General features: G+C 69.5%; 14 protein-coding genes. 7 read left to right on the top strand and 7 right to left on the bottom strand.

Annotated features, from left to right (window positions below):
* Nucleotides 1-248: 248 nt before the first annotated feature.
* The 7 genes from QO011_RS06185 to QO011_RS06155 form a co-directional block, all read right to left on the bottom strand.
* Entirely contained in the window at nucleotides 249-1616 is a 1368-nt protein-coding gene (locus QO011_RS06185) for an FGGY-family carbohydrate kinase (protein WP_307269059.1), read from the bottom strand.
* Nucleotides 1617-1859: 243 nt separating this feature from the next.
* A complete protein-coding gene (rhaM, locus tag QO011_RS06180; RefSeq protein WP_307269057.1) occupies nucleotides 1860-2174 on the bottom strand; it encodes an L-rhamnose mutarotase in 315 nt (104 codons plus the stop codon).
* Nucleotides 2174-3187, bottom strand: coding sequence for an ABC transporter permease (locus QO011_RS06175; protein WP_307269052.1), 1014 nt, complete (start codon nucleotides 3185-3187; stop codon nucleotides 2174-2176). The genes rhaM and QO011_RS06175 overlap by 1 nt, the downstream gene beginning before the upstream one ends.
* Nucleotides 3184-4185: an ABC transporter permease gene (locus QO011_RS06170; RefSeq protein WP_307269049.1), complete on the bottom strand. Its 1002-nt coding sequence runs from the start codon at nucleotides 4183-4185 to the stop codon at nucleotides 3184-3186. Before QO011_RS06170 ends, QO011_RS06175 begins: the two co-directional genes overlap by 4 nt.
* A gap of 262 nt (nucleotides 4186-4447) precedes the next feature.
* On the bottom strand, nucleotides 4448-5995 hold the full coding sequence (locus tag QO011_RS06165) for a sugar ABC transporter ATP-binding protein (protein ID WP_307269046.1): 1548 nt from the start codon (nucleotides 5993-5995) through the stop codon (nucleotides 4448-4450).
* Between the two features lie 201 nt (nucleotides 5996-6196).
* Nucleotides 6197-7222 (bottom strand): rhamnose ABC transporter substrate-binding protein, encoded by a 1026-nt coding sequence (rhaS, locus tag QO011_RS06160; protein WP_307269042.1) that lies wholly within the window; start codon nucleotides 7220-7222, stop codon nucleotides 6197-6199.
* 62 nt (nucleotides 7223-7284) lie between these two features.
* A complete protein-coding gene (locus QO011_RS06155) occupies nucleotides 7285-8082 on the bottom strand; it encodes a DeoR/GlpR family DNA-binding transcription regulator (protein ID WP_307269039.1) in 798 nt (265 codons plus the stop codon).
* A gap of 218 nt (nucleotides 8083-8300) precedes the next feature.
* Between QO011_RS06155 and QO011_RS06150 the strand changes: the two genes are divergently transcribed.
* The 7 genes from QO011_RS06150 (at nucleotide 8301) to QO011_RS06120 (ending at nucleotide 16849) form a co-directional block, all read left to right on the top strand.
* On the top strand, nucleotides 8301-10421 hold the full coding sequence (locus QO011_RS06150) for a bifunctional rhamnulose-1-phosphate aldolase/short-chain dehydrogenase (protein WP_307269036.1): 2121 nt from the start codon (nucleotides 8301-8303) through the stop codon (nucleotides 10419-10421).
* Between the two features lie 16 nt (nucleotides 10422-10437).
* On the top strand, nucleotides 10438-11730 hold the full coding sequence (gene rhaI, locus QO011_RS06145; RefSeq protein ID WP_307269033.1) for an L-rhamnose catabolism isomerase: 1293 nt from the start codon (nucleotides 10438-10440) through the stop codon (nucleotides 11728-11730).
* A 255-nt stretch (nucleotides 11731-11985) separates the two neighbouring features.
* A complete protein-coding gene (locus tag QO011_RS06140; protein ID WP_307269030.1) occupies nucleotides 11986-12627 on the top strand; it encodes a LysE family translocator in 642 nt (213 codons plus the stop codon).
* A 5-nt stretch (nucleotides 12628-12632) separates the two neighbouring features.
* On the top strand, nucleotides 12633-13451 hold the full coding sequence (locus QO011_RS06135) for a class I SAM-dependent methyltransferase (protein ID WP_307269028.1): 819 nt from the start codon (nucleotides 12633-12635) through the stop codon (nucleotides 13449-13451).
* Nucleotides 13452-13680: 229 nt separating this feature from the next.
* Entirely contained in the window at nucleotides 13681-15096 is a 1416-nt protein-coding gene (gene leuC / locus QO011_RS06130; RefSeq protein ID WP_307269025.1) for a 3-isopropylmalate dehydratase large subunit, read from the top strand.
* 174 nt (nucleotides 15097-15270) lie between these two features.
* Nucleotides 15271-15927 carry a nicotinate-nucleotide adenylyltransferase gene (locus tag QO011_RS06125; protein WP_307269023.1) on the top strand — a complete coding sequence of 219 codons (657 nt, stop codon included), beginning with the start codon at nucleotides 15271-15273 and terminating at the stop codon, nucleotides 15925-15927.
* A 112-nt stretch (nucleotides 15928-16039) separates the two neighbouring features.
* The gene (locus tag QO011_RS06120) at nucleotides 16040-16849 is read left to right on the top strand and encodes a class I SAM-dependent methyltransferase (protein ID WP_307269021.1); all 810 of its coding nucleotides are present in this window, start codon (nucleotides 16040-16042) and stop codon (nucleotides 16847-16849) included.
* Nucleotides 16850-16853: the final 4 nt, after the last annotated feature.

Below are 16853 nucleotides of genomic sequence, written 5' to 3'. Positions count from 1 at the left end.
ACTGCATCGCGCTGAAACGCGAGCACAGAGTTTCCGCGCAACCGTCCGGGCCTCGGTGCCATCTTCGGAGGGTCGCGATCCGCGATGGGACAGCAAGCCTGTCCTATCGCGGATGGCTGACATGACATATTTCCGCCACGACCACAAGCGGCGATTCCGCGCAGCCGCGACATTTTCTTGCGTGGAAGGCGGCACACCGGAAAGAAGACAACCGGCGTGGCGCCTGACGGCGCAAGAGGGCTGCGCCCTCAGGCGCCGGCGACGGCGGCCCGCCAGCGCGCGCGGTAGCGCAGCAGCGCCTGCGCATCCGCCAGCGGCGCGGCCTCGGCCAGCGGCGGGCGGGCAGGAACCTGCGGCCAGGTGGCGAGCAGCGAGGCACCGAAGGCCGTGCCGGCGGTGTCGAGCGCCAGCAGCACCGGCTGGCCCGGCCGAAGCGCCGCGAGCACCGCGCAATAGAGCGGGTTGGCGGCAAAGCTGCCCTCGACCGGCAGCGGTCCGCGCGCGGCGCCGAGCACGTCGAGCTGGAAGTCGGTGACCAGCGCCGCATAGAGCGTGGCGATTGCCGCCCGGGCCCCAGGCCGGTCGGGCAGCGTGCCCTCGATGCGGCCGTGCCGCCCTTCGAAGGGCCCGCCGTTCGGCACGAAGGCGGGGAGGATCATCGCGCCCGCCGCCAGCACGGCGGCGAGATCCTCGGCATCGGCCTGCGGCGGCGCGCCGTCGAGGATCACGGCGAATTCGCGCCCGCCCATGAACTTGGCGGTCGGCAGGGGGCGGCCGAGCACGTCGACGTTGGAATAGGAATCGCGCTTCGGATCGAGCCCGTCCGTGGAGGCGCCGACCGCCATGATCACCACCCAGGTGCCGGTCGAGACCACGGTGAAGGGCGGCTCGATGGTGAGCAGGTGCGGCAGGATCGAGGCGTTGGAATCGTGGGCGCCGGCGAAGACCCGGACGTCCGGCCGCAGGCCCGTGGCGGCCGCGATCTCCGGCTTCACCGGCCCGATCACCGAGAAGGCCGGAACGACCGGCGGCAGCAGCCGCTGCCAGCCGCGGCGCTCGACCAGCGAGGAGGGGCGGCCCTCCCTGGGGAGCCAGGCGTCGCCGTGGCTGCCGAGCGAGGTCACCTCGTTGCGGGCGATGCCGGTGAAGCGCCAGGCATAATATTGCGGATACATCAGGAGATGGCGGGCCCGGGCGAAGGCTTGCGGGTGGCGGGTCTCCTGGTAGAACACCTGCTTGCCGTAGTTGAGGCCGCCGGAGATCGGCGGCGACAGCGTCTGCGCAAAGGGCGGGCGGAAGGGCGCGTAGTCCGGCTCCATGGCGTCGAGGCCGGCGAACTCATAGTCCATGACCGGCAGGACCAGGCCCTCGTCGTCGACCAGCGCGGCGCTCGCCCCGTGCGTGGTCACCACCAGGGCGTCGACGGAACAGGCCGCGGCGGCCTCGCGCAGCGCCTCGAGGGCGAAGCGCCAGACCAGCTCGACATCGGCATGGGGGTAGGGCGGGCCGGGCAGCGGCGCGTTGGGCACGGAGCGCTGCCAGAGCACGCGCGCCCCTGCGAAGATGACGAGCTTGACGTTGGTCTTGCCGACATCGAGAACGGCGGTGACGGGCATGGGGGAACCTGCGTTGCGGGCGTTCCGGTCAAAGCCTTCCCCACGAAGCTGGGGAAGGTGGCCCGACGAAGTCGGGTCGGATGGGGTGCGGCGGGCAAGTCGGTGCCCGTGTTCGGCTTGCATCACGGCCGTGCAACCCGTCAGGGGGTGTCGACCTGCGGACCACACCCCATCCGGCCTTGCTGCGCAAGGCCACCTTCCCCAGCTTCGTGGGGAAGGCTTTCGTCGCCCCTTCTCCGTCCGTCAGTCCATGTGGAACATCTCGGCGAGCGGCACGGCGGCGGGCGTGCCGTCGGCATTGTAGGCCATGATGTCGCGCATGTGGTCCCACCAGCGCCGCATCACCGGCTCGGACGGCAGGGCGTCCATGGTGTGGTCCTCGCGCCGCTCGAGATAGGCGAAGAGGATGTCGGTCTCGGCGTCGAGATGGATGGAATAGTTGCGGATGCCGGCCCCCGTGAGCAGGGCCGAGAGCTCCGGCCAGATCGCGTCGTGCCGGCGCTTGTATTCGGCGGCCATGCCGGGGTTGAGCTGCATCTTGAAGGCGTAGCGCTGCATCAGGGTCTTCTCGCGATCAGGCGGCGGACGATGATCGGCAGGGCGATCGAGGCGACCAGCAACAGGCCGATCACCACATTGATGACGATGCCGGGCACGTTGAGCAAGGTCAGGCCGAAGGTCGCCAGGCCCAGCACGAAGACGGCGATGACCACGCCCGGGATGGTGCCGGAGCCGCCGGCGATGGAAACGCCGCCGAGCACCACCATGGTGACGATGTCGAGCTCCCAGCCGAGCGCCAGATTCGGCCGGGTCGAGCCGATGCGGGCGGTGAGCAGGGCCGCGGCGAGGCCGGCGAGCAGCCCGGTCAGCACGAACAGGATGAAACGGATGCGCCCGACGGGAATGCCGGAATAGCGCGCCGCCACCGGGTTGTTGCCGATGGCATAGAGCATGCGGCCCCAGACCGTGCCGTGCAGCACCACGGCGAAGACCGCCGCCAGCGCCAGGAACAGGCTGAAGGCGAGGTAGAGCGGCGGCTCATCGAGGATGAAGTTCTGCGCCCACTCGGTGAATTCGGGCGGATAGGTGGTGATGGCCCCGTCGCCGAGCACCACCTGCGCGATGCCGCGATAGAGCGACATGGTGCCGATGGTGACGACGATGGCCGGCAAGCCGAAAGCGGTGACGAGCAGCCCGTTGAAGGCACCGCAGAGCGCGCCGACGGCAAGCGCGATCAGGACCAGCGTGCCCGGCCCGGCGCCGGCCTGCATGGCCAGGCCCATGGCGAGCGAGGCGAGCGCCATGATCGCGGCGACGGAGAGGTCGATCTCGCGCACCAGGATCAGCAGCGCCATGCCGAGCGCGACGATGGCCTTCTCGGAGAAGTTCTGCGTCGTGTCGGAGAGGTTGTAGAGGTCGAGGAAGTAGGGCGACAGGATGGTGTTGAACACCACCACGGCGACGAGCAGGATGACGAGGATGGTCTCCCAGCGCAGCAGCCGGTCGCTCCAGCGAAGGGGAGCGCGGTCGAGGACCTGGTAGCGCAGGCTCTCGGCGGGAACGTCGGTCATGGCTGGCCTCCGGCGGCGGCGCGGCGGGCCTCGGGCAAGATCAGCTTGCCGCCGCGCTTCTCGGCCCGGGCGTTGACGACGACGGCGGCGAGGATGACCGCGCCGGAAATCGCCATCTGCCAGAAGGGCGAGACGTTGATGACGGGCAGGGCGTTGACGACCACGCCGAGGAACAGCGCGCCGAGCAGCGTGCCCGTGACCGAGCCGATGCCGCCGCCGATCGAGACGCCGCCGATGACGCAGGCGGCGATGACGGTGAGCTCGTAGCCGACGGCGACGTCGGTGTAGGCGATGCCGAAGCGCGACACCCACAGATAGCCGGAGAGGCCTGCCACCGCGCCTGAGAGCGTGAAGACCAGCAGCTGCTGGCGCGCCGGATCGATGCCGCAATAGCGCGCGGCCACCGGGTTGCCGCCGACCGCGTAGAGCGCGCGGCCGGTGCGGGTGCGGCCGAGGAACAGGGCGAAGGCGGCGGCGACCAGGCCGGCGGTCCAGATCAGGTTGGGCACGCCGAGGACGGCGCCGCGGGGAAAGTCGAGGAAGGCCGGGCTCATCTTGTCGGACATCACCCATTGGCCGCCGCCGACGACGAAGACCAGGCCGCGATAGACGGCGAGCGTGCCGAGCGTCGCCACGATCGGCGGGATGCCGACGAAGGCCACCAGGGCGCCGTTGACGAAGCCGAGGACGGTGCCGATGACGACGGCGGCGAGGAGGATCGGCGCGACCGGCAGCTCCGGCATGGCCTTCTGCAGGAGGGCCACGATCATGCCGGTGAGGGCGAGGTTGGCGGCGACGGACAGGTCGATGCCGCGGGTGAGGATGACGCACATCTGCGCCAGGGCGAGCATGGCGAGGATGGCGGTGTCGGTGGCGACGCCGACGAGGCTTCCCGGCGTCAGGAACACCGGCGCGCGCAGGCCGATGGCGAGGACCATGGCCACGATGATCGCGGCCAGCGCCGCCTCGCGGGCATAGCGGCGGACGAGGGAAGTCATCGGGCGTCTCCCGGCGAGGCAGCGAACTCTCCGCCGAAACTATGGACGAAAAGGAATGTCCGAGGAGCGAGACGGCTCCGTTTCAGAACGGGCGCGACGCTGCGGCCTTCCCTCTCCCCTGCGGGGAGGGGTAAGGGGTGGGGGTCGGTGACGTAGGGCTCGCCCTGTCCTGATGGACCCCCACCCTTTATCCCTCCCCGCAGGGGGGAGGGGATTGGCTGGCGTCGAGGCTTCCACAGAAGCGGCTTTGTTGAACCCCGCATCAATGGCCTCCCGTCGCCGCGGTGACGATGGCGGCGGCGTCCATCGCGGCGCGGTCGAACTCCCTGACGATGCGGCCCTCGTGCATGACCAGGATACGGTCGGCCATGCCCATCACCTCCGGCAGCTCGGACGAGATCAGCAGCACGGCGAGGCCCTCGCCGGCGAGCTCGACCATGAAGTCGTGCACCGCCGCCTTGGAGCCGACGTCGATGCCCTTGGTCGGCTCGTCGAGGATGATGATCCTCGGGTTGGTCGCCAGCCATTTGGCGATGACCACCTTCTGCTGGTTGCCGCCGGAGAGCTCCTGGAGCTTCTGGTCCCAGCTGGCGGCCTTGACGGAGAGGCGGGTGCCGAGGCGGCGGGTATCGGCGAGCTCGGAGCGGCGCGACAGGAAGGAGGCGCGGGCATGGCGGGCCAGGCTCGCCAGGGTGAGGTTCTCACGCACGCCGAAGGGCAGCACGGCGCCCTGCACCTGCCGGTCCTCCGGCACATAGGCGATGCCGGCGCGGATGGCGTCGGCGGGCGACGCGATGGCGAGCGCCTCGCCGTTGACGCGGATCTGCCCGCGCGTCGGCCGGGTGATGCCGAACAGCGCCTGCATCACCTCCGAGCGCCCGGCGCCGACCAGGCCGTAGAGGCCGAGGATCTCGCCCTGGCGCAGGGAGAAGGAGATGTCGGCGAACTCGGTGGCATTGCCGAGGCCCTCGACCTCCAGCGCCACGCCGCCGATCGGCACCGCCCGCTTGGGGAAGACCTGGTCGATGGAGCGGCCGACCATCAGGCGCACCAGCTCGGCGGGCGTCGCATCGGCGATGGCGCCCTCGCCGACATGCTCGCCGTCGCGCAGGCAGGTCCAGCGGTCGGCGACGCGGAAGATCTCCTCGAACTTGTGCGAGATGAACAGGATGGCGCGGCCCTCGCGCTTGAGCTGGTCGACGATGCGGAAGAGGTCGTCGATCTCGCGGGCCGAGAGCGCCGCGGTCGGCTCGTCCATGATGACGATGCGCGCATCGTGCGACAGGGCACGGGCGATCTCGACCAGGTGCTTCTGGGCGACGCCGAGCGCCTTCAGCGGCGTATCCGGGTCGATGTCGCAGTCGAGCCGGGTGAGGAGCTCGCGGGTGCGGGCACGCATGGCGCCCCAGTCGACCAGGCGGCCCTGGCCCGCGGGCATGTGGCCCATGAACACGTTCTCGGCGACGGAAAGCTCGTCGAACATCACCGTCTCCTGGTGGATGGCGGTGACGCCGGCGGCCCAGGCATCGCGCGGACCGGCGAAGCTGCGCACCTCGCCGTCGATGCGGATGGTGCCCTCGGTCGGCTGGTAGATGCCGGTGAGGATCTTGACGATGGTCGACTTGCCGGCGCCGTTCTCGCCGAGCAGCGCCGTCACCTCGCCGGCATGCAGGGTGAGGTGGACGCCGCTCAAGGCGCGCACGCCGGGAAAGCGCTTGGAAACGCCCTCGAGCGCCAGCAGCGGCCGGGCCGGCGTGGCCGCCGGTCCCGCCGCCTCCGGACGAAGGGACAGGGTGGACCCTGATGTCATGCTCGATGCGCCATCCACGATTGCCGGCCTGGTGATTTCGAATAATGTCGAGTGCGGACAGAGCCAAAACCGCGGCGTCATGGCCGGGCTCGTCCCGGCCATCCACGCGATCTCCACCTCGACCGTGTTCGCGTGGATGGCCGGATCAAGTCCGGCCATGACGAAGTCCTGCCGGCCTTGCGCCGGATATCCCTTCCCGGCTCAGAAGATCTTCGAGAACTTCTCGATGTTGGTCTTGTCGAAGGTGAAGGGGTCGGCCATGGCCGCCTCGTTGCCCTCGCCGATCTTGATGTCGCCCATGCGCCCGGCCTTGACGACGGTGCCGGCCTTGCCGGTGGCCTCGCCCTTGACCAGGGCGGCGGCGATCATGGTGGCGGTGTAGCCGAGGTCGATCGGGTTCCAGATGGCGAAGGTGTCGGTGGCGCCGGCGAGCACGGCCGCCTTCATCTCCGAGGGCAGGCCGAGGCCGGAGACATAGACCTTGCCGACCAGCCCGTTGTCGACCACGGCCTTGGCGGCGGCGACGATGCCGACCGAGGTCGGGGCGATGATGCCCTTGAGGTTGGGATGGGCCTTCAGGAGGGCCACGGTCTCGCGATAGCTCTTGTCGGCGAGGTCGTCGCCGTAGACGGTTGCGACCAGCTTCATCTTGGCATAGTCGGGTTTGGCCCATTCCACCTTCATCTTCTCGATCCAGGTGTTCTGGTTCGTCGAGGTCGTGGTGGCCGAGAGGATCGCGACCTCGCCCTCATTGTGCAGGGTGCCGGCGATCATCTGCACGCATTTGGAGCCGATGAGGTCGTTGTTGGACGGGTTGAGGTGCATGATGCGCCCGGCCGGGCCGACGGCGGAATCGAAGGAGATCACCTTGATGCCGCGCTGCAGCGCCTTCTTGCACACCGGCACCAGCGCATCGGGGTCGTTGGCCGAGACGGCGATGGCGTTGACCTTCTGGGCGATCAGGCCGTCGATGACCTGGATCTGCGCCTCGCCTGTCGTGGCCGTCGGGCCGGTATAGATCAGCTCGGCATTGCCGAGCTCCTTCACCGCTTCCTGGCCGCCGTCGCGGCAGGCGTCGAAGAAGCCGATGCCGAGCGCCTTCACCACCATGGCGATGCGCAGGTTGCCGGCGGCCTGCGCCTGGCCGAAGGGCAGCGGCGCCGCGCCCGCCAGGGCGGTGGCGGCAAGCAGCTTCAGCGCGTCGCGGCGCGATTGCTGATGACTCATCTCTCAGGTCCTCCCATGTCCGTCGGTTCTCGATCGGATCGTTGTGTCGGCGTCGGCGCGGCTCAGGCGGCGTGGATCATCGCCTCCTCGTCCTGCGCGATGATGACCCGAACGCCGGCATCGCGCAGCATGGCGAGCCCCGAGGCCGGCGCCGCGTCGTCGGTGATCAGGGTGTGGATGCGCGAGAGCGGCGCCACGGCCATGTTGCCGCGCGGCTCGAACTTGGAGGAATCGGCCAGCACGATCAGGTCGGCGGCGCGCTTCAGCAGCTTGGCCTCGGCCCGGGCGAGCAGCGGGTCGCCCTCGATCACGCCGAGCGGGCCGATCGACAGCGCGCTCATGAACATCTTCGAGGCGGTGTAGTGCTGGATCGAATCGTCGTCGAAGGGCGAGACGATGACGTTCTGCTCCCGGTAGATCTCGCCGCCCGGCAGGACGATGCGGTTCTCGCTGTCGTGCACCAAGGCCTCGGCCACGGGGAAGGAATTGGTCAGAATGTGCAGGCGGCGCGGGCGCAGGAACTCGATCATCTGGCCGGTGGTGGTGCCGCCGTTGATGATGATCGATTCCCCGTCCCGGCACAGGTCCACCGCGGCCCTGGCGATGACCCGCTTGCGGGCGCCGTTGAGGGTGCGGCTGACGTCGAAGGAGCGGGTGGCGAGCTGCGGCCGGTCGTCCTGCGACACCGCTTCCACCGCCCCGTGCACGCGGCGCAGCAGCCCCATCTCGGCCAGCTTGGTCAGGTCGCGGCGCAGGGTTGCCGGCGAGGCGTCGAGGAGGCCGGCGAGGTCGCGCACGGGCATGACAGCCCGCTGCCGGACCTGCTCCAGAATGGCCTGCCACCGCTCCCGTTCGTGCATCGAGCGCCTCCTGTTCGCTCACGAAATGCCACGAACGCTCACGGTCGTCAAAGGGAATCCGCAAGATTCGACCAATATTGCAATGCAAACGATCATTTTGCGTCGCAAAAACGCTCGTATGGGCAAGATCGCTGCGGACCGGTGATTGACTGTGATCGAATGGCGGCCTAAACGGTCATCAATCATCAAAAGATGTCACGCCCTCTGGGAGCCGCGCCATGAACGCCCATTCGCCCGCCGGATCGCCGCCCTCCGACCGTCTCCCCGATCTCTGGGACGACGCCAAGGCGGCGGGCCTCGACGAGCCCGGCCAGCTGCTCTACCGCTCCAACCTCCTGGGCTCGGACCTCCGGATCACCAATTTCGGCGGCGGCAACACCTCGGCCAAGGTTGCGGCCCGCGACCCGCTCACCGGGGCCGAGGCCACGGTGCTGTGGGTCAAGGGCTCGGGCGGCGATATCGGCTCGATGAAGCTCGACGGCTTCTCCACCCTCTATCTCGACAAGCTGGAGCAGCTCAAAGGGCTCTATCGCGGCATCGCGCACGAGGACGAGATGGTGGGCTACCTGCCCCATTGCACCTTCAACCTCAACCCGCGCGCAGCCTCGATCGACACGCCCCTGCATGCCTTCGTGCCGGCCGCCCATGTCGACCATGTCCATTCCGACGCGGTGATCGCCCTCGCCGCCTCGCGCAATGCCGAAGAGCTGACGAAGACCGTGTTCGGCGGCGAGATCGGCTTCCTGCCCTGGCAGCGCCCCGGCTTCGACCTCGGCCTGAAGCTGGAGGCCGTCGCCAAGAGCGACCCGAAGCTGGTCGGCGTGGTGCTCGGCGGCCACGGCCTGTTCACCTGGGGCCCGACCTCCAAGGCCTGCTACCAGACGACGCTGCGCATCATCCAGACCGCGGCCGACTGGCTCAAGGCCAACGGCCAGCGCCCGGCCTTCGGCGGCGAGCGGGTCGCCGCGTTGGCGCCCGAAGCGCGCGCCGCCGTCGCCGCGCGCCTGATGCCGGAGATCCGCGGCCGCATCGGCAAGGAGGAGAGCAAGGCCAAGGTCGGGCATTTCAACGACGCGCCGGAAGTGCTGGACTTCGTCAATTCCAACGCGCTCGACCGCCTCGCCCCGCTCGGCACCTCCTGCCCCGACCATTTCCTGCGCACCAAGATCCGGCCGCTGGTGATCCCCTTCGATCCCGCTTCGGGCGGCATCGAAGCAGCCATCGCCGGGCTCGACGACCTCATCGAGGCCTACCGGGCCGACTACGCCGCCTATTACCAGCGCTGCAAGCATGCGGATTCGCCGGCCATGCGCGACCCCAACGCGGTGATCTACCTCGTGCCCGGCATCGGCATGCTGTCCTTCGCCGCCGACAAGGCGACCGCGCGCATCGCCGGCGAGTTCTACGTCAACGCCATCAACGTGATGCGCGGGGCGACCAGCGTCAGCGACTATGTCGGCCTGCCCGAGCAGGAGGCGTTCGACATCGAATACTGGCTCCTGGAAGAGGCCAAGCTGCAGCGGATGCCCAAGCCCAAGAGCCTGGCCGGGCGCATCGCCCTGGTCACCGGCGGGGCCGGCGGCATCGGCCGGGCGATCGCCGCCCGCCTGATGGCGGAGGGCGCCTGCGTGGTCCTGGCCGACATCGACCAGGGCGCGCTCGACGAGAGCGTCGCCGAGTTCGGCAAGGCCTTCGGCAAGGACGTGGTGCGCGGCGTCAGGGTCGACGTCACCGACGAGGCGGCGGTGATCGGCTCCTTCGCCGAGACCGCCCGCGCCTTCGGCGGCATCGACATCGTCGTCAACAATGCCGGCATCTCTTCCGCCGCGCCGGTGGAGGACACGTCGCTGGAGTTGTGGAACCGCAACATCTCGATCCTTGCCACCGGCTATTTCCTGGTGGCGCGCGAAGGCTACCGGCTGATGAAGCAGCAGGGCCGCGGCGGCTCGATCGTGTTCATCGGCTCCAAGAACGGCGTCGCCGCCTCGGCCGGCGCCTCGGCCTATTGCACCGCCAAGGCGGCGGAGCTGCACCTCGCCCGCTGCATGGCGCTCGAGGGCGCGCCGTTCGGCATCCGCGTCAACTCGGTCAACCCCGACGCGGTGCTGCGCGGCTCGAAGATCTGGCAGGGCGAATGGCGCCAGCAGCGGGCGCAGTCCAACAAGATCGGCGAGGACGACCTCGAGGAATTCTACCGCAAGCGCTCGCTGCTGCAGCGCTCGGTCTTCCCCGAGGACATCGCCGAGGCCGTCTATTTCTTCGCCTCCGACCTTTCGGCCAAGTCGACGGGGAACTTCCTCAACGTCGATGCCGGCAACGCCACCAGCTTCACGCGCTGACGCCTCGGAGGCCGCCATGTCGTTCCAGATTTCCGCCGACCTCATCGCCTCGGCCAATGCCGCCGCCGCACCGGGCCACGAGGAGGACTATGCCGCCCTCGGACGCACTCTGGCGCGGCGCGGCGTCGACATCGAGACCGTCACGGGCGAGGCGCAGGCCTTTGCGGTGGCGGTGCCGACCTGGGGCGTGGGCACCGGCGGCACCCGCTTCGCCCGCTTTCCCGGCCCGGGCGAGCCGCGCAATATCTTCGACAAGATCGAGGATTGCGGCGTCATACAGCAGCTGACGCGGGCGACGCCGACGGTGTCGCCGCATTTTCCCTGGGACAAGGTTTCCGACTACGGCGAGCTGCGGGAAGCCGCGGCGCATCAGGGGCTCGGATTCGACGCCGTCAACTCCAACACCTTCCAGGACCAGCCGGGCCAGAAGCTCAGCTACAAGTTCGGCTCGCTCTCGAACAACGACGAGGCGACGCGCCAGCAGGCGGTGGCGCACAATCTCGAATGCATCGAGATCGGTCGCAAGCTCGGCTCCACGGCGCTGACGGTGTGGATCGCCGACGGCTCGAACTTCCCCGGCCAGTCCCACCTGACGCGGGCGCTCGACAACTACCTGGAGGCGATGAGCCAGGTTTACATGGCCCTGCCGGCGGACTGGCAGGTGTTCCTCGAGCACAAGCTCTACGAGCCGGCCTTCTACTCCACGGTGATCTCGGACTGGGGCTCGAACTTCGCCGCGGCGCTGGAGCTCGGCCCGAAGGCCAAGTGCCTGGTGGACCTCGGGCATCACGCGCCCAACGTCAACATCGAGCAGATCGTGGCGCGGCTGGTGCGTTTCGGCAAGCTGGCGGGCTTCCATTTCAACGATTCGAAATATGGCGACGACGACCTCGATTCCGGCTCGGTCGATCCGTTCCGCCTGTTCCTGGTGTTCAACGAGCTGGTGGATGCGGCCCACCGCAAGGCCAGGGATTTCGCGCCGGCCTATATGATCGACCAGTCGCACAACGTCACCGACCCGATCGAGAGCCTGATCGGCTCGGCCATCGAGATCGGCCGCGCCCACGCCCAGGCCGTGCTGGTCGACCGGGCGGCGCTGGCGGCGGCGCAGGAGGAGAACGACGCCCTCGGCGCCCATCGCCTGATCAAGCAGGCCTTCGTTACCGACGTGTCGCCGATCCTGGCCGAGGCGCGGCGGCGCAGCGGCGGCGCCCTGGACCCGATCGCGGTCTACCGGGCCTCCGGCTACCGCACCGAGAAGGCGAAGGAGCGGCCCTCGACGGGCGTGGCGGCGGCGGGAATCGTGTAACCGAGATCTGGGCTCCATCCTCTCCGCCGTCATGGCCGGGCTTGTCCCGGCCATCCACGCGAACGCAACGGCAGGACCAGTATTGCTGCTCGGCCGCCGTGCCCTCTCCTGCCGCGCCGGAGGTCGCGTGGATGGGCGGATCAAGTCCGCCCATGACGGTCGCGGATGGTGCGTCCGGATTCGCCATTCCTGCCACGGCGCTTCGACGCGCGGCGCGATCTCTGCTATGGGCTCGGTCCGACTGCGAGAGCTGCCATGTCCTTCCTGCCCGATATCCACACGCTGCTGTTCTACAGCCTCGCCTGCCTGATCCTGTTCATCACGCCCGGCCCCGACATGAGCCTGTGGCTGGCCAAGACGCTGAGCGGCGGGCGGCGGGGCGGCACGGCGGCGATGCTGGGCACGCAGGTGGGCTGCCTCTGCCACACCGTGTTCGCGGCGGTCGGCCTCTCCGCCCTGCTGGCGGCTTCGGCGACGGCGTTCACAGCGCTGAAGATCGTCGGCGCGCTCTATCTCGCCTGGCTCGCCATCGACGCCATCCGCTCCGGCTCGGCGCTGAACGTCAAGGGCGACGATCGGCCGCCGCAGAGCTTCTGGAAGACCTTCGCGGTCGGCCTCGGCATCAACCTGACCAACCCGAAGGTGGTGCTGTTCTTCCTGACCTTCCTGCCGCAATTCGTCACGGCCAGCGACCCCCACGCCCCGGCCAAGCTGCTCTTCCTCGGCCTGTTCTTCATCGCCGTGAATCTGCCGCTCGCCTTCGCCCTGATCCTCGGCGCCGAGCGGGTGATCGCCTGGCTGAAGCGCCGGCCCAGGGTGCTGCGTGGCATCGACATCAGCTTTGCCGGCGTGTTCGGCTTCTTCGCCTTCAAGATCCTGACGGCGTCGGCGCGGTGAGCGCGATGGATGCCGCGCCGAACCGGGTCAACCTGCCGGCCTGGAACGAGCGGGCCGCCATCCACCTGCGCGATGCCACCGGCTTCTACGACATCGACGGCTTCAGGGCCGGCGCCGACAGCCTGATGCCGATCGAGGCGGCGGAGATCGGCGACGTCGCCGGCCTGCGCGTCGCCCATCTGCAATGCCATATCGGCCTCGACACGCTGAGCCTGGCGCGGCGGGGCGCCGAGGCCTTCGGGCTCGACTTCTCGCCTGTCGCCATCGCCGGGGCGCGCCGGCTGGCCGAGGAGACCGGCATCGCCGCGACCTTCGTCGAGGCCGACGTGTACGAGGCGCGGCAGGCCCTGCCCGGCCCCTTCGACCTCGTCTACGTCACCTGGGGCGCAATCAACTGGCTGCCGGACATCCGGCGCTGGGCCGCGGTGGTGGGATCGCTGCTCAAGCCCGGCGGACGGCTCTATCTCGCCGAGACCCATCCCTTCGCCTTCGCGCTGGAAGAAGAGGACGGCCGGCGCGTCGTCGCCTATCCCTGGCGCTCGCCCCCGGACAGGCCGCTGGTGTTCGAGGCGGCGACGACCTACACCGGCGATCCCACCCCGCTCGCCAGCACCCGGCACCACGAGTGGCTGCATCCGCTCTCGGCGATCCTCGGCGGGCTGGCGCAGGCCAGCTTGACGCTGACGTTCCTCAACGAGCACGAGACCCTGCCTTACCGGTTGTTCCCCTCGATGGTGGAGGTCGGACGGCAGACGTACCGCCTGCCGGACGGAGCGGTACCGTTGCCGCTGTCCTTCTCGCTCTCGGCGGTGAAGCTTGGCTGATCGCTCACGCCTCGAACAGCTCGCCATGGATCTCGCGCAGTTCCTGCCCGCTTTCCCAGGCGAGGAACGCCTCGAGCGACATGTCAGCCCGTCCGGCTTCCGCCATGGCCGCCTCTCCTGTCGATCATGATATACCACGGCGAGGCTGGTAGTTTTTCCACTCTTTTCGCCGGCGGCAAGATTGGCTAAACACCACGCCGGCAAACGCTTTTTCTGGCAGGAGACGCTCATGGCGCCCCGCACGCTCTACGACAAGATCTGGGACGACCACGTGGTCGACACCACCGCGGACGGCACCAGCCTCCTCTATATCGACCGCCACCTGGTCCACGAGGTGACCAGCCCGCAGGCCTTCGAGGGGCTGCGCGTCTCCGGCCGCAAGGTGCATTCGCCCGAGCGCACGCTCGCCGTGGTCGACCACAACGTGCCGACCTCCGACCGCTCCAAGGGCATCGACGATCCCGAGAGCGCCACCCAGGTCGAGACCCTGGCCCAGAACGCCCGCGACTTCGGGGTCGAATATTTCTCCGAGCGCGACCAGCGCCAGGGCATCGTCCACATCATCGGCCCCGAGCAGGGCTTCACCCTGCCCGGCACCACGATCGTCTGCGGCGACAGCCACACCTCCACCCACGGCGCGTTCGGGGCCCTCGCGCACGGCATCGGCACCTCGGAGGTCGAGCACGTGCTCGCCACCCAGACGCTGATCCAGAAGAAGGCCCGGAACATGCGCGTCACCGTCGACGGCAAGCTGCCGGACGGCGTGACCGCCAAGGACATCATCCTGTCGATCATCGGCGAGATCGGCACGGCCGGCGGCACCGGCCACGTGCTCGAATATGCCGGCGAGGCCGTGCGCAGCCTGTCGATGGAAGGGCGCATGACCATCTGCAACATGTCGATCGAGGGCGGCGCCCGCGCCGGCCTGATCGCGCCGGACGAAAAGACCTTCGCCTATCTCGAGGGCCGGCCCAAGGCGCCCAAGGGCGAAGCCTGGGAGCTGGCGGTGGCCTATTGGCGCACGCTCTTCACCGACGAAGGCGCGCATTTCGACCGCGAGATCAAGCTCGACGCCGCCCGGCTGCCGCCGATCGTCACCTGGGGCACCAGCCCGGAGGACGTCGCCTCGGTCACCGGCTCGGTGCCGCGCGTCGAGGACGCCGCCAACGAGCACCAGCGCGCCAAGATCGAGCGGGCGCTGGCCTATATGGGCCTGCAGGGCGGCGAGCGCATCCGCGACATCGCCGTCGACCGGGTGTTCATCGGCTCCTGCACCAATGGCCGCATCGAGGACCTGCGCGCCGCCGCGCTGGTGGTGGCGGGCAAGACCGTCAACCCCAATGTCAACGCCATGATCGTGCCGGGCTCGGGCCTGGTGAAGCTGCAGGCGGAAGCCGAGGGGCTCGACGCGGTCTTCAAGGCGGCCGGCTTCGACTGGCGCGAGCCGGGCTGCTCGATGTGCCTGGCCATGAACGCCGACAAGCTGCGGCCGGGCGAGCGCTGCGCCTCCACCTCGAACCGCAACTTCGAGGGCCGGCAGGGCTACAAGGGCCGCACCCACCTGGTCTCGCCGCAGATGGCGGCCGCAGCGGCGATCGCCGGACGCTTCGTCGACATCCGCGAATGGGACATGGCGCCGGCCTGAGGCGCCGGCGGCCGGGCCCGGCGCGGACACGCCTTCCGGGACCGAGGGAAGACCGCGGCCGCTCCCGCCAGGGATCGAGGCCACGCGGGGCAGCGGGGGAAGGGGTGCCGTGAGCCATTCCGACGAGGACGCCGCAAAGCGCGCATCGCCGATCGCGACGCGCGCCGATGGCCCATGGGCCCGCCCGTGACCGCGAACCGCTGCTGCCTCCCGCCCTTCGCGCCGGGCATGACCATCGGCCTGTTCGGCGGCAGCTTCAACCCGCCGCACGAAGGCCACCGGCACGCCAGCCTGGTCGCCCTCACCCGGCTCGGCCTCGACCGGATCTGGTGGCTGGTGACGCCGGGCAACCCGCTCAAGGACAATCAGGGCCTGCCCCCGCTGGAAACGCGCATGGCCGCCGCCCGGCGCCTCGCCGCCCATCCCCGCATCGCCGTCACCGGCATCGAGGCGGCGATCGGCGCGCGCTACACCTACGACACCGTCCGCTGGCTGGTGCGTCACTGCCCGGGCGTGACCTTTGTGTGGATCATGGGCGCCGACAACCTCGCCGGCTTCCATCGCTGGCAGCACTGGCGCGGCATCGCGGCGCTGGTGCCGATCGCCGTGGTCGCCCGGCCCGGCGCGCTGACCAAGGGCCCGCTGGGCAAGGCGGCGCGGGTGCTCGCCGCCAGCCGGGTGCCGGAGAACGATGCGCGCGACCTCAAGTGCCGCCGCCCGCCCGCCTGGGTGTTCCTGCATGCGCCGCTCGACGGCACCTCCTCGACCGCCCTGCGCGCCCGCGGCCAGGGCCTGGCCGGCCCGCAGGCGGATCCCCGCACGCCGGCCTAATCGCCTGCCTCGTTGAGAAACGGCTTGAGGGCGGCCTTCCCCTGCGGAATCATGCGTGCGAGCCGAGAGTCGGCACGCCGGCGGCTCTCTCCGGGAAAGGGAGGATCGGGTCATGGCGACGAACGACAGGCAGTTCACCGGATCCATTCCGGAGGTCTACGATCGGCTGCTGGTTCCCCTGATCTTCGAGCCCTATGCATGCGAGATGGCGGAGCGAATCGCCGGCCTGGCGCCCCGCGACGTGCTGGAGGTCGCGGCCGGCACCGGAGTCGTCACGCGAGCGCTGGCGGCGCGGCTTCCGCGAACGGCACGCATCCTCGCCACCGACCTCAACCAGCCGATGCTGGACCATGCGCGCGCACGATCGGCCGCCGATACGCAAATCACCTGGATGCAGGCGGATGCGCTGGCGCTGCCCTTCGAGGACGGGCGCTTCGACGCCGTGGCCTGCCAGTTCGGCGCGATGTTCTTTCCCGACAAGGTCAAGGCCTATGGCGAAGCCTGCCGCGTGCTGCGGCGGGGTGGCCGGTTTCTGTTCAACGTCTGGGACGAGATCGGGCGGAACGCCTTCGCCGACATCGTGACGCATGCGTTGGCGGAGCTGTTTCCCGACGATCCGCCGCGCTTTCTCGCCCGCACGCCGCACGGCTACAATGATGCCGAGACCATCCGGGCAGAGCTCGGGGCGGCCGGCTTCGGCGCAATCACGATCGAGGCGGTGGAAGCGATCGCCCACGCGCCTTCGCCCGAGCAGCCGGCAGCGGCCTTCTGCCAGGGCACGCCGCTGCGGGGCGAGATCGAAGCGCGCGGTGGCTCGCTGGATGCAGCGACCCGTCACGCCGCCGCGGCGCTGGCTGCCCGATTCGGCACCGGACCGATCGACGGTCCCATCCGGGCCCTGGTGGTCACCGCTGCCCGCTGACCAG

This window comes from Labrys wisconsinensis (assembly GCF_030814995.1).
GTDB lineage: Bacteria > Pseudomonadota > Alphaproteobacteria > Rhizobiales > Labraceae > Labrys > Labrys wisconsinensis.
The sequence above is the reverse complement of the archived record's forward strand: the minus strand, read 5'-3'. Positions and strand labels throughout refer to the sequence as shown.

What these genes read in the sequence shown, in the direction of transcription:
- QO011_RS06185 (WP_307269059.1), bottom strand. Translation starts at nt 1,616, where the DNA reads ATGCCCGTCACCGCCGTTCTCGATGTCGGCAAGACCAACGTCAAGCTC.
- rhaM (WP_307269057.1), bottom strand. Translation starts at nt 2,174, where the DNA reads ATGCAGCGCTACGCCTTCAAGATGCAGCTCAACCCCGGCATGGCCGCC.
- QO011_RS06175 (WP_307269052.1), bottom strand. Translation starts at nt 3,187, where the DNA reads ATGACCGACGTTCCCGCCGAGAGCCTGCGCTACCAGGTCCTCGACCGC.
- QO011_RS06170 (WP_307269049.1), bottom strand. Translation starts at nt 4,185, where the DNA reads ATGACTTCCCTCGTCCGCCGCTATGCCCGCGAGGCGGCGCTGGCCGCG.
- QO011_RS06165 (WP_307269046.1), bottom strand. Translation starts at nt 5,995, where the DNA reads ATGACATCAGGGTCCACCCTGTCCCTTCGTCCGGAGGCGGCGGGACCG.
- rhaS (WP_307269042.1), bottom strand. Translation starts at nt 7,222, where the DNA reads ATGAGTCATCAGCAATCGCGCCGCGACGCGCTGAAGCTGCTTGCCGCC.
- QO011_RS06155 (WP_307269039.1), bottom strand. Translation starts at nt 8,082, where the DNA reads ATGCACGAACGGGAGCGGTGGCAGGCCATTCTGGAGCAGGTCCGGCAG.
- QO011_RS06150 (WP_307269036.1), top strand. Translation starts at nt 8,301, where the DNA reads ATGAACGCCCATTCGCCCGCCGGATCGCCGCCCTCCGACCGTCTCCCC.
- rhaI (WP_307269033.1), top strand. Translation starts at nt 10,438, where the DNA reads ATGTCGTTCCAGATTTCCGCCGACCTCATCGCCTCGGCCAATGCCGCC.
- QO011_RS06140 (WP_307269030.1), top strand. Translation starts at nt 11,986, where the DNA reads ATGTCCTTCCTGCCCGATATCCACACGCTGCTGTTCTACAGCCTCGCC.
- QO011_RS06135 (WP_307269028.1), top strand. Translation starts at nt 12,633, where the DNA reads ATGGATGCCGCGCCGAACCGGGTCAACCTGCCGGCCTGGAACGAGCGG.
- leuC (WP_307269025.1), top strand. Translation starts at nt 13,681, where the DNA reads ATGGCGCCCCGCACGCTCTACGACAAGATCTGGGACGACCACGTGGTC.
- QO011_RS06125 (WP_307269023.1), top strand. Translation starts at nt 15,271, where the DNA reads ATGGGCCCGCCCGTGACCGCGAACCGCTGCTGCCTCCCGCCCTTCGCG.
- QO011_RS06120 (WP_307269021.1), top strand. Translation starts at nt 16,040, where the DNA reads ATGGCGACGAACGACAGGCAGTTCACCGGATCCATTCCGGAGGTCTAC.